At 65.2% G+C, this 14,475-nt stretch carries 15 protein-coding genes; 4 read left to right on the top strand and 11 right to left on the bottom strand.

The window, feature by feature from the left end; translation table 11 throughout:
* Positions 1-58: 58 nt before the first annotated feature.
* The 11 genes from phaC to gshB form a co-directional block, all read right to left on the bottom strand.
* Complete coding sequence (gene phaC / locus V3314_RS01635) at positions 59-1,738, bottom strand: class II poly(R)-hydroxyalkanoic acid synthase (RefSeq protein WP_046613445.1); 1,680 nt, start codon at positions 1,736-1,738, stop codon at positions 59-61.
* Between the two features lie 269 nt (positions 1,739-2,007).
* Positions 2,008-2,385, bottom strand: coding sequence for a DUF971 domain-containing protein (locus V3314_RS01630; RefSeq protein ID WP_003249306.1), 378 nt, complete (start codon positions 2,383-2,385; stop codon positions 2,008-2,010).
* A gap of 188 nt (positions 2,386-2,573) precedes the next feature.
* Entirely contained in the window at positions 2,574-3,917 is a 1,344-nt protein-coding gene (hslU, locus tag V3314_RS01625; RefSeq protein ID WP_015272084.1) for an ATP-dependent protease ATPase subunit HslU, read from the bottom strand.
* 76 nt (positions 3,918-3,993) lie between these two features.
* On the bottom strand, positions 3,994-4,524 hold the full coding sequence (gene hslV / locus V3314_RS01620; RefSeq protein ID WP_003249309.1) for an ATP-dependent protease subunit HslV: 531 nt from the start codon (positions 4,522-4,524) through the stop codon (positions 3,994-3,996).
* Positions 4,525-4,738: 214 nt separating this feature from the next.
* On the bottom strand, positions 4,739-6,010 hold the full coding sequence (locus V3314_RS01615) for a dihydroorotase (protein WP_046613441.1): 1,272 nt from the start codon (positions 6,008-6,010) through the stop codon (positions 4,739-4,741).
* Positions 6,007-7,011 carry an aspartate carbamoyltransferase catalytic subunit gene (locus tag V3314_RS01610; RefSeq protein WP_338459853.1) on the bottom strand — a complete coding sequence of 335 codons (1,005 nt, stop codon included), beginning with the start codon at positions 7,009-7,011 and terminating at the stop codon, positions 6,007-6,009. The genes V3314_RS01615 and V3314_RS01610 overlap by 4 nt, the downstream gene beginning before the upstream one ends.
* 12 nt (positions 7,012-7,023) lie before the next feature.
* The gene (gene pyrR / locus V3314_RS01605; RefSeq protein ID WP_025340908.1) at positions 7,024-7,542 is read right to left on the bottom strand and encodes a bifunctional pyr operon transcriptional regulator/uracil phosphoribosyltransferase PyrR; all 519 of its coding nucleotides are present in this window, start codon (positions 7,540-7,542) and stop codon (positions 7,024-7,026) included.
* A gap of 49 nt (positions 7,543-7,591) precedes the next feature.
* A complete protein-coding gene (gene ruvX / locus V3314_RS01600) occupies positions 7,592-8,029 on the bottom strand; it encodes a Holliday junction resolvase RuvX (RefSeq protein ID WP_013974530.1) in 438 nt (145 codons plus the stop codon).
* Positions 8,029-8,598, bottom strand: a complete 570-nt coding sequence (locus tag V3314_RS01595) for a YqgE/AlgH family protein (protein WP_015272081.1) — start codon at positions 8,596-8,598, stop codon at positions 8,029-8,031. Before V3314_RS01595 ends, ruvX begins: the two co-directional genes overlap by 1 nt.
* A gap of 178 nt (positions 8,599-8,776) precedes the next feature.
* Positions 8,777-9,682, bottom strand: a complete 906-nt coding sequence (locus V3314_RS01590; RefSeq protein ID WP_046613438.1) for an energy transducer TonB — start codon at positions 9,680-9,682, stop codon at positions 8,777-8,779.
* 91 nt (positions 9,683-9,773) lie between these two features.
* Positions 9,774-10,727, bottom strand: coding sequence for a glutathione synthase (gene gshB / locus V3314_RS01585; protein ID WP_338459852.1), 954 nt, complete (start codon positions 10,725-10,727; stop codon positions 9,774-9,776).
* 297 nt (positions 10,728-11,024) lie between these two features.
* On the opposite strand from gshB, the gene V3314_RS01580 reads away from it, so the two are divergent.
* The 4 genes from V3314_RS01580 to V3314_RS01565 are packed head-to-tail and all read left to right on the top strand — an operon-like array spanning position 11,025 to position 14,456.
* A complete protein-coding gene (locus tag V3314_RS01580; protein ID WP_003257770.1) occupies positions 11,025-11,426 on the top strand; it encodes a response regulator in 402 nt (133 codons plus the stop codon).
* A gap of 47 nt (positions 11,427-11,473) precedes the next feature.
* Entirely contained in the window at positions 11,474-11,839 is a 366-nt protein-coding gene (gene pilH / locus V3314_RS01575) for a twitching motility response regulator PilH (RefSeq protein WP_025340906.1), read from the top strand.
* A complete protein-coding gene (locus V3314_RS01570; protein ID WP_003257767.1) occupies positions 11,836-12,390 on the top strand; it encodes a chemotaxis protein CheW in 555 nt (184 codons plus the stop codon). The genes pilH and V3314_RS01570 overlap by 4 nt, the downstream gene beginning before the upstream one ends.
* A 41-nt stretch (positions 12,391-12,431) precedes the next feature.
* Positions 12,432-14,456: a methyl-accepting chemotaxis protein gene (locus V3314_RS01565; RefSeq protein WP_235431385.1), complete on the top strand. Its 2,025-nt coding sequence runs from the start codon at positions 12,432-12,434 to the stop codon at positions 14,454-14,456.
* The last annotated feature ends 19 nt before the right edge of the window (positions 14,457-14,475 follow it).

The raw sequence follows: 14,475 nt of genomic DNA, 5'->3' as shown, positions 1-14,475 counted from the left end.
CGTGACTCATGGGGTGAAATGAACACCGTAGCCCCGCAGGGGGCCACGGCGCTGCAGCTCAACGTTCGTGAACGTAGGTGCCTGGGGCGGCTTCGCCTGCGGCATAGGCACGGTTGCCCAGGCGGGTCGGCGCCTTCTTCAGCTCGCCGGCGCGCTCGGCCAGCCAGCTCTGCCAGTGCAGCCACCAGGAGTCGGCATGCTTGGTGGCGTTCTCCTGCCAGGCCACTGGGTCACCCGGGCGATCGGCGCCGGTCATGAAGCGCGCCTTGGGGTTGCCCGGCGGGTTGAGGATGCTCTGGATATGGCCACTGTTGGACAGTACGAATTCTATCTTGCCGCCGAACAGGTGCGCCGAGCGATAGCAGGACTGCCAGGGGGTGATGTGGTCTGCGGTGCCGGCCACGCTGAAGATGTCGCACGGCACTTTCTTCAGGTCGATCGGGGTGCCGCACACTTCCAGGGCGTCCGGGCGGGTCAGCGGGTTGCTCTTGAACATCTCGATCAGGTCGCCGTGGAAGGCGGCCGGCAGGCGCGTGGTGTCGTTGTTCCAGAACAGGATGTCGAACACCGGCGGCTCGTTGCCGAGCAGGTAGTTGTTTACCCAGTAGTTCCAGATCAGGTCGTTGGGGCGCATCCAGGCGAACACCTTGGCCATCTCGCTGCCCTCGAGCACGCCGGCCTGGTACGAGTGGCGCTTGGCGGCCTCAAGGGTTTGCTCGTCGACGAACAGGGCGACCTGGTTGTCCAGGGTGGTGTCCAGCACGCTGACCAGCAGGGTCAGGGCATTGACCTTGTTCTCGCCAAGGGCGGCATAGTGGCCGACCAATGCCGTGCAGGTGATGCCGCCGGAGCAGGCACCGAGCATGTTCAGGTCCTTGCTGCCGGTAATAGCCAGCACCGCGTCGACCGCTTCCTTGAGGGCATCGATGTAGGTGGACAGGCCCCATTCGCGCTGGGCCTTGGTCGGGTTGCGCCAGCTGATGATGAAGGTCTGCTGCTGCGAGCGCAGGCAGTAGCGCGCCAGGCTCTTTTCCGGGCTCAGGTCGAATACGTAGAACTTGTTGATCTGCGGTGGCACCACCAGTAGAGGTCGGGCATGCACCTGCTCGGTGATGGGGCTGTACTGGATCAGCTCCAGCACGTCGTTGCGGTACACCACGGCACCTTCGCTGGTGCCCAGGTTCTTGCCCACTTCGAACGCGTCCATGTTCACCTGGCTGGGCATGCCACCGTTGTTGACCAGGTCCTTGGCCAGGTTGGACAGGCCATCGAGCAGGCTCTTGCCGCCGGTTTCGAAGAAACGTTTGACCGCTGCCGGGTTGGACAGGGTGTTGGTCGGGGCCATGGCTTCGGTCATCAGGTTGATGACGAACTGGCCGCGGCTGATGTCCTGGGGCGACAGGTCGCTGCTGCCGATCCAGTCCTGCAGCTCCTTGCGCCAGGCCAGGTAGGTTTGCAGGTAGCGGCGGTAAAGCGGGTTGTTGCTCCAGGCCGGGTCATTGAAGCGACGGTCGTCGCTTTCCGGGGCAAGGCTGGACTTGCCCAGCAGCACGTTCTTCAGCTCCAGGCCAAAGTGGGCCACATGCTTGGCGCTGTGCAGCGGTTGGCGCACGGCCTGGCGCAGCACGGTGCGTGCCGAGCTCAACAGGTCCTTGCGACGGATACCGATGACCGGGTTCAGCCCCAGGGTGTTTTCCGAGGCCTGCCGCTGCAGCTCATCATTGTTCTTGTTACTCATCTACGACGCTCCGTTGTCCTGAGACGAGTACCGGTTGCTGTGACGGGTGCACAGTTCTGAGCCCGGTACTGCTACTCGGGTGACCAGTGATAAGGAACAGCGGTGCTGCGAGGGTGCTGACTACCTGCAATTCGATGCAGGGAACTTGCCACCCCCCATTGGTTACCCGACTTTCATGTAATGCGCAAGACAGCCCGTCACTGGGCTGTCTGTAAGGCATTCAAACAGATGATTTTAGAAAATGCGCTCTAAATCCCGCAGGCCTTGCGCTAGAGCATGAGTTTGACCACCGACTCGGCGGGGTCGCGGGACTTCCCAGCCTTGTGCAGTTCGTCGAGGTATTCGGCCCACAGCTGTTCCTGGCGCAGACACAGCTGCTCGAGGTATTCCCAGGTGAACAGGCCGCTGTCATGGCCATCGTCGAAGGTCAGTTTCAGTGCGTATTGGCCGGCAGGCTCCAGGCCGCTGAGGCCAACGTTGATCTTGCCGAACTGCAGGATGGGGTTGCCGTGGCCCTGGACCTCGGCGGAGGGAGAGTGCACGCGCAGGAATTCGGCGGGCAAGTGGTAGACCTCGCCGGGGGCGTAGGTGAGGCTGAGGGTTTTCGAGGCTTTGTGCAGGTTGATGGCGGTGGGCAGGCGGGCCATGGCTGGAATCTCTGGAGAACTGATGGTGTACAGCTTCGGGAGATTCGGGGGATTGTGCAAGGGGGCTGCTTTGCAGCCCAATCGCCGGCAAGCCAGCTCCCACAGGTACTCCACTGGCCTTGAGGGCCGCGCTGACTTGTGGGAGCTGGCTTGCCGGCGATTGGGCCGCAAAGCGGCCCCGTGCGGTCTTACAGGATGTAACGCGACAGGTCTTCGTTCTGCGCCAGCTCACCCAGGTGGCTGTTCACATACGCTGCGTCGATCTGGATCGGCGCTTCGTCATGAGTGCTGGCCAGGTCGCCAGCGCTGAACGACACCTCTTCGAGCAAACGCTCGAGCAGGGTGTGCAGGCGGCGGGCACCGATGTTCTCGGTCTTCTCATTGACCTGGTAGGCAATTTCGGCCAGGCGCTTGATGCCGTCGGCGAGGAACTCGATGTTCAGGCCTTCGGTCTTGAGCAGGGCCTGGTACTGTTCGGTCAGCGACGCGTGCGGCTCCTGCAGGATGCGCTCGAAGTCTTCCGGGGTCAGTGCCTTGAGCTCCACACGGATCGGCAGGCGGCCTTGCAGTTCGGGCACCAGGTCGCTCGGCTTGCTCAGATGGAACGCACCCGAGGCAATGAACAGGATGTGGTCGGTCTTGACCATGCCCAGCTTGGTGTTGACGGTGCAGCCTTCGATCAGCGGCAGCAAATCGCGCTGCACGCCTTCACGGGACACGTCGGCGCCGCCAACGTTACCGCGCTTGGCAACCTTGTCGATTTCGTCGATGAACACGATGCCGTGCTGTTCGACCGCTTCCAGGGCCTTGGCCTTGAGCTCTTCCTCGTTGACCAGGCGGCTCGCTTCTTCATCGCGAACCATCTTCAGCGCTTCTTTAACCTTCAGCTTGCGCGCCTTGCGCTTGCCTTTGCCCATGTTGGCGAACAGGCTCTGCAGCTGGTTGGTCATTTCTTCCATGCCGGGCGGCGCGGCAATTTCGACGCCCACGGCATCGGCCACTTCGATCTCGATTTCCTTGTCGTCCAGCTGGCCTTCGCGCAAGCGCTTGCGGAACAGCTGGCGGGTGTTGGAGTCGGTGCTGGTCTGCGCGGCTTCCTCGGCGAAGCTGCTGACCCGCGCCTGCGGCAGCAGGGCGTCGAGGATGCGGTCTTCGGCGGCGTCCTCGGCGCGGTGGCGCACGCGGATGATCTCTTGCTCACGCAGCATCTTCAGCGCGGCATCGGCCAGGTCGCGGATGATCGACTCGACGTCGCGGCCCACGTAGCCCACTTCGGTGAACTTGGTGGCTTCGACCTTGAGGAACGGCGCGTTGGCCAGCTTGGCCAGGCGGCGGGCGATCTCGGTCTTGCCGACGCCGGTGGGGCCGATCATCAGGATGTTTTTCGGGGTCACTTCTGCGCGCAGCTCGGCGGGGAGCTGCATGCGCCGCCAACGGTTGCGCAGGGCGATGGCCACGGCGCGCTTGGCGTCGTCCTGGCCGATGATGTGGCGGTTGAGTTCGTGGACGATCTCGCGGGGGGTCATGGACATGATGAAAATGGTCCTCGGGCGGAATGAATCAGCGTGGAAAAACCCCATCACCGGGATGAGGCGCCAGAACAGCTGATCAGTCGGCCAGGTCCTGCTCCTCGATGGTCAGGTTGTGGTTGGTGAACACGCAGATATCGCCAGCGATGTTCAGGGCGGTCTCGGCGATTTCACGGGCCGAGAGGTCGGTCTTGTTCAGCAGGGCGCGGGCTGCGGCCTGGGCGTAGGCGCCGCCGGAACCCATGGCGATCAGGCCGTCTTCGGGCTCGACCACATCGCCGTTGCCGGTGATGATCAGAGAGGCGTCCTTGTTGGCCACGGCCAGCATGGCTTCCAGGCGGCTCAGGGAACGGTCGGTACGCCACTCCTTGGCCAGTTCCACGGCGGCGCGGACCAGATGGCCCTGATGTTTCTCGAGCTGGCCTTCGAAGCGCTCGAACAGGGTGAACGCATCGGCGGTGGCGCCGGCGAAGCCCGCGATGACCTGGCCGTGGTACAGGCGGCGCACCTTCTTGGCGTTGCCTTTCATCACGGTGTTGCCGAGGGATACCTGGCCGTCGCCGCCCATGACGACTTTGCCGTTACGGCGGACAGAAACGATGGTGGTCAAGGGGAGAGTCTCCACGCAGCGGGGCGAAAGTGCCTGATGCAGACTCATATGGGGGTGGGGGGAAGGATTTCAACCGTGGGGGATGAATGGTAGATGTTCCCTTGCGCTGGCCTCATCGCCGGCAAGCCAGCTCCCACAGGGATAGCACAGGCCTGGAGGGCAGTGATTTCCCTGTGGGAGCTGGCTTGCCGGCGATGAGGCCAGTGAGGGTTACTCAGGCCTCGTGGCAGACGTGCCCATCGACCAAGGTATAACGCACCGCCCCCGGCAGGCAGTGGCCGATGAACGGGCAGTTCTCGCCACGCGAGAACCACTGCTCGCCGGCCACGGTCGAGGCTTGCGGGTCGAACAGCACCAGGTCGGCCGCGCCACCCACTTTCAGCTCGCCGGCCGGCAGGCGCAGGGCCGCCGCCGGGCCGCTGCTCAGGCGGGCCAGCAAGGTTGGCAGGTCGAGCAGGCCGTCCTGCACCAGGGTCATGGCCAATGGCAACAGCAGCTCGACGCTGCTGATGCCCGGCTCGGTGGCGCCAAACGGGGCCAGCTTGGCGTCGCGCTCGTGCGGCTGGTGGTGGCTGGAAATCGCCTGGATCACCCCCGACTTCACCGCCTCGCGCAGGCCGTCGCGGTCGGCGGCGGTGCGCAGCGGCGGCTGCACGTGGTACAGGCTGGAGAACTCGCGCAGCGATTCGTCGGTGAGAATCAGCTGATACAGCGCCACATCGGCGGTCACCGGCAGGCCCAGGGCCTGTGCCTGGGCGATCAGCCGCGCGCCGCGGGCGCTGGTGATCTGGGTGAAGTGCGCCCGCACGCCGGTCTGTTCCACCAGCAGCAGGTTGCGCGCCAGGGCCACGGTCTCGGCGGTTTCCGGGATGCCCGGCAGGCCGAGGAAGCTGGCCATGGCACCTTCGTGGGCCAGGCCACCGTGGGCCAGGTCGCGGTCCTGGGAGTGGAACACCACGGTCAGGTCGAAGGTGGCGGCGTATTCCAGGGCGCGGGCCAGGGTACGGTTGTTGGGGATTTCCTTAAGGCCATTGCCGAAGGCCACGCAGCCGGTGTCGCGCAGGGCCACCAGCTCGGCCAGTTGCTCGCCTTCCAGGCCCTTGGTCAGGGCGCCGATCGGGTAGACCTTGCTGTTGGCGGCCTCGCGGGCGCGGTCGAGGATTAGTTCGGCCACGGCCGAGGTGTCCAGCACCGGCTTGGTCTGCGGTGGGCAGCACAGGCTGGTGACACCGCCAGCGACGGCGGCGCGGGTTTCACTGGCGATGTTGCCTTTGCGGCTGTAGCCCGGCTCGCGCAGGGACACGCCGAGGTCGACCAGGCCGGGCGCGGCGACCAGGCCGTCAGCCTGGATCGTGCGGCTGGCGCTGAACCCGGCCGGTGCGGCACCGATGGCGGCAACGCGGCCGCCGTCCAGGTGCAGGTCGGTGACCTGGTCCAGGCCGCTGTTGGGGTCGATGACCCGGGCGCCGAGAATACTGATGGTCACTGGGCGTTCTCCTGGTCGAATTGACGTTGCGCGTTCTGCCCGCTCATGGCCATGGACAGCACGGCCATGCGCACGGCGATACCGTAGGTGACCTGGTTGAGGATCACCGAGTGCTTGCCGTCGGCCACCGCCGACTCGATTTCCACGCCACGGTTGATCGGGCCCGGGTGCATGACGATGGCGTCGGGCTTGGCGTCGGCCAGGCGCGCGGTGGTCAGGCCGAACAGGCGGTAGAACTCGCCTTCGCTGGGCAGCAGGCCACCGGCCATGCGCTCACGCTGCAGGCGCAGCATGATCACCACATCGACGTCCTTCAGGCCTTCGGCAAGGTCGGTGTATACCTTCACACCATACTGCTCGATACCGATCGGGATCAGGGTTTTCGGGCCGACCACGCGAATGTCCGGGCAGCCCAGGGCTTTGAGCGCCAGCATGTCGGAGCGAGCCACGCGCGAGTGCAGGATGTCGCCGACGATGGCCACCGACAGGTTCTCGAAGCTGCCCTTGTGGCGGCGGATGGTGAGCATGTCGAGCATGCCCTGGGTCGGGTGCGCATGCCGGCCGTCGCCGCCATTGATCACGGCAACTTCCGGGCACACGTGCTCGGCGATGAAGTGCGCGGCCCCGGAATCGGAGTGGCGCACCACGAACATGTCGGCGGCCATGGCTTCGAGGTTGCGCAGGGTGTCGAACAGGGTTTCGCCCTTGCTGGTCGAGGAGGTCGACACGTTCAGGCTGATCACGTCGGCCGACAGGCGCTGGGCCGCCAGTTCGAAGGTGGTACGGGTACGTGTGGAGTTCTCGAAGAACACGTTGCACACGGTCTTGCCGCGCAGCAACGGGACTTTCTTCACGGCCCGGGCACCGACTTCCAGGAAGGAGTCGGCAGTGTCGAGGATCTCGGTGAGCAGTTCGCGGGGCAAACCGTCGAGCGAGAGGAAGTGGCGCAGCTGGCCCTGATCATTGAGCTGCAGCGGGCGCTTGGCGTCGATTGGCGTCATCGCGGGGGACTCTTAAAGGGCGGAAGCGGAGGCGAGGTCCTGGCGCTCGAGGGCGAGCGGTGCGGGTCCGGTCAATTTTACCCGTTCATGGGCGGCCAGCGACAGGGTGGCGCCGAGTACATTCGGGCGGATTGGCAGTTCGCCGGCATCCAGGTCCAGCAGGCAGACCAGGGTGACGCTGGCCGGGCGGCCATAATCGAACAGTTCGTTGAGCGCGGCGCGCACCGTGCGGCCGCTCATCAGCACGTCATCCACCAGCACCAGGTGCTGGCCCTCGACCTCGAACGGCAGCTCGGACGGGCGCACTTGCGGGTGCAGGCCGTTCTGGCTGAAGTCGTCGCGATAGAACGACACATCCAGAGTGCCCATGGGGCTGGTGTCGCCCATGGCTTCCTGCAGGGCCTGGGCAACCCAGACGCCGCCGGTGCGGATGCCGATGTAGCGCGGTTCGGTAATTGCCCGGCGGGCCAGGTGGGCGCGAAGGTCGACTGCCATCTGCCGAATCAGTTCGGCTGGATCGGGTAGGCTCATTGCAGGCTCCTCGGAAGGGTGCGCCGGGCGGGCCCGGCGGCAAAGATGATCAGGTATTGGCCTCCAGCCAGCCTTGCAGCAACAGGGCGGCCGCGATGGCATCGACCGGGTTGTCGCGGTAGCTGCCGCGCTGGCCGCCACGGGCCATGCGCTCGCCCTTGGCCTCGAAGGTGGTCAGGCGTTCGTCGTGGGTGTGCACGGGCAGGTTGAAGCGGCCGTTCAGGCGGCGGGCGAACTTTTCTGCGCGGGCGCTCATTTCGCTGGGGGTGCCGTCCATGTTCAGCGGCAGGCCGACGACGATGGCGTCGGGCTTCCATTCGGCAATCAGCTTTTCCACCTGGGCCCAGTCCGGCACGCCGTTCTGTGCCTTCAGGGTGCAAAGCTCGCGGGCCTGGCCGGTGACCACCTGGCCGACGGCCACGCCGATCTGTTTGCTGCCGTAGTCGAAGCCCAGCAGCAGACGCAGTTCAGGGTGCAGTTCGGCCATCAGGCATGGCCCGCCTGGCTGGTCAGCAGGTTCAGGTTGATCCCCAGGCTGGCGGCGGCGGCTTCCAGGCGCAGGTCACTGGTCAGGCCGAAGATGATTTCCGGGTCGAACGGGCAGTTGAGCCAGGCGTTGTCGGCAAGCTCCGCTTCCAGTTGGCCCGCTTCCCAGCCGGCATAGCCCAGGGTGATCAAGCTCTGTTTCGGACCTACGCCGGCGGCGATGGCAAGCAATATATCCTGCGAAGTGGTCAGCGACAGCCCCTCCAGCGCCACGGTGGCCTGGAAACTGCATTCGCTGCTGTGCAGCACGAAGCCGCGGTCGGTCTGTACCGGGCCACCTTGGTAGATTGGCACCTGCAAGGTGCTGGCCGGTGGCATTTCGTCCGGGCGCAGCTGCTCGAGGATGTCGGCCAGGTTCAGCTCCTGCGGCCGGTTGACCACCAGACCCATGGCGCCATGGGCATTGTGCTCGACAATGTACGTGAGGGTCTGGGCGAAGTTCGGATCGGCCATGTGCGGCATGGCGATCAGGAACTGATGCTTGAGGTAGCTCGGCGTGAGGGTTTTCATGGGGGATAGTGTGGCGCCAGGTGGCGAGGCTGACAAGGTGCTCGGCATGGCTGTTTTGAGGCTGCTGTGCAGCCCATCGCCGGCAAGCCAGCTCCCACACCGATCGCATCGATCTCAAGCCATGTGCTATCCCTGTGGGAGCTGGCTTGCCGGCGATGGGGCGCAAAGCGGCCCTGATTCAGTTACTGGACAGACGGTCCCCACGGGCAAAGCGCCACGTACGGATGATCTCCAGCCGGTCAAACTCGGCCAGGTCCCCGGTAAACGGCGCAAACGGCGCCGCCAGCCGAACGATGCGCTGCGCCGCCTGGTCCAGCACCGGTTGGCCGGACGACTCCAGCACCAGCACTTCGTACAGCGAGCCATCGCGGTTGATCGACACCATCATGCGCAGGTTGCCGTAGATCTGTTGCCGGCGCGCTTCGTCGGGGTAGTTCAAATTGCCCACACGCTCGACCTTCTTGCGCCACTCCTCCTTGTACCAGGCACCCTTGTCGCGCATGGTCGATGCAGCATTGAGCCGGTGGATGCGTGGGCGCTTGGCGTACATCTGCTGTTCGTTGGACAGCTCCGCCTCCAGGCTGGCGATCTGGCTGGACAACTGCGAGCTGTCGAAGTCCGGTGCCGGGGCTGCCGGCTTGGGCTGCGGCTTGCTTTCCCTGGGCTTGGGCTCGACCTTCTGTGGCTTGGGCGCCGTGGTCACTACCGCCGACTTCTGCTGGACAGGGGGCGGTACCACCTCGGGCTTCGCGGCGGGTGGCGGGGTGATCTTGTTGATCTTGCTGTCCTGGAACGGTGCCAGTTCGGTGGTCTTGGGCACCGCTTTCTTGTCCAGGGTGCCGCTGCCCTGCTGGTTGTCCTGGGCCTGGAAATCGGCCTTCTCCGGCGGTTTCTCGCTCTTGAAGGTGGCCAGGGTGATGTCCATGGTGTGGCGGATTTCGGCAGGCTTGACCACGCTGAAGCCGACGCCAAGGATCAGCGCCAGGTGCACCAGGGCGGCCAGGAACAGGGTAAAGCCGAGCCGGTCCACCGGGCGAACACGGGGGGGGAGCAGGTCGGCGGGGATGTCAGCGGGCAGCGTCATCAGGTTTCCAGCAACCGCAGGGCGGGGTAGCAGGCCAGGCCAAAAGGACCCGCATCATACCCCACTCTGGGTTGTTGCCGTGCGTCGGCGGTCAGCGCGCCTTCAGCTGGCGATCAATGGCATCCATCAATTTCCCGCCGATATCGGTGTTGTAGGCGGCATCGATCTCGCGGATGCAGGTGGGGCTGGTGACATTGATTTCGGTGAGGTAGTCGCCGATCACGTCCAGGCCCACGAACATCAGGCCCTTCTCGCGCAGGGTCGGGCCGACCTGGGCGGCGATCCAGCGGTCGCGGTCGGTCAGCGGGCGTGCCTCGCCACGGCCACCGGCGGCCAGGTTGCCACGGGTCTCGCCGCTGGCCGGGATACGCGCCAGGCAGTAGTCCACCGGCTCGCCGTCGATCATCAGGATGCGCTTGTCGCCGTCGACGATCTGCGGCAGGTATTCCTGCGCCATGATCTGCTGGTTGCCGTGCTGGGTCAGGGTTTCCAGGATCACCGACAGGTTCGGGTCGTCCTTGCGGTGGCGGAACACCGAGGCGCCGCCCATGCCGTCCAGCGGCTTGAGGATCACATCCCCACGGCTGTTGGCGAACTCGCGCAGGATGTCGACACGGCGGCTGACCAGGGTCGGCGCCATGCACTGCGGGAACTGGGTGGCGAACAGTTTTTCGTTGCAGTCGCGCAGGCTCTGCGGGCGGTTGACCACCAGCACGCCTTCGCGCTCGGCCTGCTCGAGCAGGTAGGTGCTGTAGACGAACTCCATGTCGAAGGGCGGGTCCTTGCGCATCAGGACCACGTCCAGCTCGGCCAGCGCGCTGTCCTGCTCCTCGCCCAGCTCGAACCAGCGGGCCGGGTCGGCGAACACTTTCAGCGGGCGCATCTGTGCACGGGCCTGGCCGGCGCCCAGGTACATGTCGCGCTGTTCCATGTAGAACAGGCTCCAGCCGCGTGCCTGTGCGGCCAGCAACATGGCCAGCGAGCTGTCCTTCTTGTAGGAGATGGACGCGATGGGGTCCATGACAATGCCGAGGCGAACGCTCATGGGGTGGTTCCTCTTGGCGGCGCATGGCCGCGATGGATCGAAAGAAAAGTGGCTCAGGGTGGCGCCGTGAGCGCCGCCGGTCAAGGGGCTCCGCAGATGGAACGGCCACCCGGAGTGTGCTAAAAATGCCAGTCATAGCGCTATACAACAGGCCTTTGCGGCTGCTGCGCAGCCCTATCGCGACGCAAGGCCGCTCCTACAGGAGATTGCGGTCCCTTGTAGGAGCGGCCTTGTGTCGCGATAGGGGCGCGAAGCGGCCCCAGGAATTCGGCATAAGCAGCGACGGTAGCCCAAGTGATGGAACAACCCCTGAAGGTGATGGTGATCGACGATTCGCGCACGATCCGCCGCACCGCGCAGATGTTGCTCGGTGAAGCGGGCTGCGAGGTGATCACCGCCAGCGATGGCTTCGATGCCCTGGCCAAGATCGTCGACCACCAGCCCAGCATCATCTTCGTCGATGTGTTGATGCCGCGCCTGGACGGCTACCAGACCTGCGCGGTAATCAAGCACAACAGTGCCTTCAAGGACACCCCGGTCATTTTGCTGTCGTCACGTGACGGCCTGTTCGACAAGGCCCGCGGCCGGGTGGTCGGCTCCGACCAGTTCCTGACCAAACCGTTCAGCAAGGAAGAACTGCTCGACGCGATCCGCGCCCACGTGCCCGGTTTTGCCGCAGCCCAACAACACGCACCCTGACCGCGCCCCGCCATGGCACGGTCTTTCTTTCCTGATGGGGAACCAGCATGGCCCGAGTTCTGATTGTCGACGACTCGCCGACAGAGATGTACCGATTGACCGAATGGCTGGAAAAGCACGGCTACCAGGTGCTCAAGGCCAACAACGGTGCCGATGGCGTGGCCCTGGCCAGGCAGGACAAGCCCGACGCAGTGCTGATGGACATCGTCATGCCCGGCATGAACGGCTTCCAGGCCACCCGCCAGCTCAGCAAGGACCCGGAAACCAGCGCCATCCCGGTGATCGTGGTCACCACCAAGGACCAGGAAACCGACCGTATCTGGGCCACGCGCCAGGGCGCTCGTGACTTCCTGACCAAACCGGTGGAAGAGGACGCGTTGATCGCCAAGCTCAAAGAAGTGCTCGGGGCTTGACCACCCGCCCGCAGGGCGCGTCGCTGACCGCCTTCGAGTTGTTGCTGGACATCGACCGGCGCTGCCGCCTGCTGGTCGCCGACCAGCCGCCGCAGGACAACCGCCTGCAACAGTGGAGCGGCATCGGCTTTCGTATTGCCGGGCAATGGTTCGTCGCGCCCATGGGCGAGGTGGCCGAGGTGCTGCGCGAACCGCGCAGCAGCCGCGTGCCCGGCGTGCAGCCGTGGGTGTGCGGGGTAGCCAACCTGCGCGGCCGGCTGTTGCCGGTGATGGACCTGAGCAGCTTCTTCGGCCTGGGCCACGCCGCCCCGGGCAAGCAGCGGCGGGTGCTGGTGCTGGACCACGAGGACCTGTTCGTCGGCCTGCTGGTGGACGAGGTGCTGGGCCTGCAGCACTTTGCCCTCGACAGCCTGCAGCTGTCGCCACCACAGCCGCTGATCCGCGCCGCTGCACCTTTCGTGCAGGGGCACTTCCCGCGTGAACGCAACTGGGCGATCTTCAGCCCCTTCGCCCTGGCCCAGGCGCCGGGCTTTCTCGATGTGGCGTTATAGGACCTGCGAACGTGAACAAGCCTGTCACCCCCGTCACCACCGTGACCCCGCGTACCCGCAGCATCGCGCAGATCACCTTGTTGTTCCTGATCCTGATCCTGTCGATCATCCTGCTGTTCGCCAACTTTGCCTACCTGAATACCCAGTCCAACTACGACAAGCAGTACATCGGCCACGCCGGCGAACTGCGGGTGCTGTCGCAGCGCATCGCCAAGAACGCCACGGAAGCCGCCACCGGCAAGGCCCTGGCCTTCAAACTGCTGTCGGACGCGCGCAACGATTTCGAGCGGCGCTGGGGCTACCTGCGTGAAGGTGACAAGTCCACCGGCCTGCCACCCGCGCCGCCCACGGTGCGTGACGAGATGGAGGCGGTACGCCGCGACTGGGAAAACCTGCGCAAGAACACCGACACCATCCTGGCCAGCGAGCAGACGGTGCTGTCGCTGCACCAGGTGGCGGCGACCCTGGCCGAGACCGTGCCGCAGTTGCAGGTGGAATACGAGAAAGTGGTCGAAATCCTGCTGCAGAGCGGCGCCCCGGCCAGCCAGGTGGCTGTAGCCCAGCGTCAGCTGCTGCTGGCCGAACGCATTCTTGGCTCGGTCAACACCGTGCTGGCCGGTGACGACGCCGCGGCCCAGGCGGCCGACGCCTTCGGCCGCGATGCCGGGCGCTTCGGCCAGGTGCTCGAGGGCATGCTCAGTGGCAACGCGGCGATCCAGGTGACCCGTGTCGAAGACGCCGACGCTCGTGCGCGCCTGGCCGAAATTGCCGAGCTGTTCCAGTTCGTTGCCGGCTCGGTGGATGAAATCCTCGAAACCTCGCCGGAACTGTTCCGGGTGCGCGAGGCTGCCGGCAACATCTTCAGCCTGTCGCAAACCCTGCTCGACGAGGCCTCGCACCTGGCCAACGGTTTCGAGAACCTGGCCGGCGGGCGCACCCTCGACACTGTCGGCGGCTATGTGCTGGGCCTGCTGGCGCTGGCTTCGATCATCCTCATCGGCCTGGTGATGGTGCGCACCACCAACCGCCAGCTGCGTGAGACAGCGGAAAAGAACGAACGCAACCAGCAGGCGATCATGCGCCTGCTCGATGAAATCGAAGAGCTGGCTGACGGCGACCTGACCGTGACCGTATCGGTGACCGAAGACTTCACCGGCGCCATTGCCGATTCGATCAACTATTCCGTGGACCAACTGCGCGACCTGGTCGCCACCATCAACCACAGCGCCGTGCAGGTCGCTGCCGCCGTGCAGGACACACAGAACACCGCACGCCAGCTGGCCAAGGCCTCCGAACACCAGGCCGAGCAGATCAGCGAGGCATCCGAGGCGGTAGGCGACATGGTCGAGTCGATAGACCGGGTTTCGGCACACGCCTACGAGTCGGCCAAGGTGGCCGAACGCTCGGTGGCGATCGCCAACAAGGGCAACGAGGTGGTGCACAACACCATCAACGGCATGGACAACATTCGCGAGCAGATCCAGGACACCGCCAAACGCATCAAGCGCCTCGGTGAGTCTTCCCAGGAAATCGGCGATATCGTCAGCCTGATTGACGACATTGCCGACCAAACCAACATTCTCGCGCTCAACGCGGCGATTCAGGCCTCGCTGGCCGGCGAGGCTGGCCGTGGGTTCGCCGTGGTTGCCGACGAAGTGCAGCGCCTGGCCGAGCGCTCGTCGTCGGCCACCCGGCAGATCGAGGCGCTAGTGCGCACCATCCAGGCCGACACCAACGAGGCGGTCATTTCCATGGAGCAGACCACCGCCGAAGTGGTGCGCGGTGCCCGCCTGGCCCAGGATGCCGGGGTGGCGCTGGCCGAGATCGAAGGCGTATCGCAGAACCTCGCCGATCTTATCCACAGCATCTCCGATGCCGCCCAGCTGCAGACTTCGTCTGCCGGGCAGATCTCCCACACCATGGCGGTCATCCAGCAGATTACCGCGCAGACCTCCGCCGGTTCCGGCGCCACCGCCGACAGCATCCGCCACCTGGCACGCATGGCCAGCGAGATGCGCCGTTCGGTGTCCGGATTCACCCTGCCGCCACCAGCAGAGCCCAAGTGAATGGTCCTGCTGAAGAGCC

This window comes from Pseudomonas sp. TE3-3-F2023, assembly GCF_036784815.1.
GTDB lineage: Bacteria > Pseudomonadota > Gammaproteobacteria > Pseudomonadales > Pseudomonadaceae > Aquipseudomonas > Aquipseudomonas pudica.
The sequence above is the reverse complement of the archived record's forward strand: the minus strand, read 5'-3'. Positions and strand labels throughout refer to the sequence as shown.

Coding starts and splice junctions, on each gene's coding strand:
- V3314_RS01630 (WP_003249306.1), bottom strand. CDS start 2,385: ATGGCCCGCCTGCCCACCGCCATCAACCTGCACAAAGCCTCGAAAACC.
- V3314_RS01610 (WP_338459853.1), bottom strand. CDS start 7,011: ATGACGCCAATCGACGCCAAGCGCCCGCTGCAGCTCAATGATCAGGGC.
- V3314_RS01590 (WP_046613438.1), bottom strand. CDS start 9,682: ATGACGCTGCCCGCTGACATCCCCGCCGACCTGCTCCCCCCCCGTGTT.
- pyrR (WP_025340908.1), bottom strand. CDS start 7,542: ATGAGCCTACCCGATCCAGCCGAACTGATTCGGCAGATGGCAGTCGAC.
- V3314_RS01580 (WP_003257770.1), top strand. CDS start 11,025: ATGGAACAACCCCTGAAGGTGATGGTGATCGACGATTCGCGCACGATC.
- ruvX (WP_013974530.1), bottom strand. CDS start 8,029: ATGGCCGAACTGCACCCTGAACTGCGTCTGCTGCTGGGCTTCGACTAC.
- phaC (WP_046613445.1), bottom strand. CDS start 1,738: ATGAGTAACAAGAACAATGATGAGCTGCAGCGGCAGGCCTCGGAAAAC.
- hslU (WP_015272084.1), bottom strand. CDS start 3,917: ATGTCCATGACCCCCCGCGAGATCGTCCACGAACTCAACCGCCACATC.
- pilH (WP_025340906.1), top strand. CDS start 11,474: ATGGCCCGAGTTCTGATTGTCGACGACTCGCCGACAGAGATGTACCGA.
- gshB (WP_338459852.1), bottom strand. CDS start 10,727: ATGAGCGTTCGCCTCGGCATTGTCATGGACCCCATCGCGTCCATCTCC.
- V3314_RS01595 (WP_015272081.1), bottom strand. CDS start 8,598: ATGAAAACCCTCACGCCGAGCTACCTCAAGCATCAGTTCCTGATCGCC.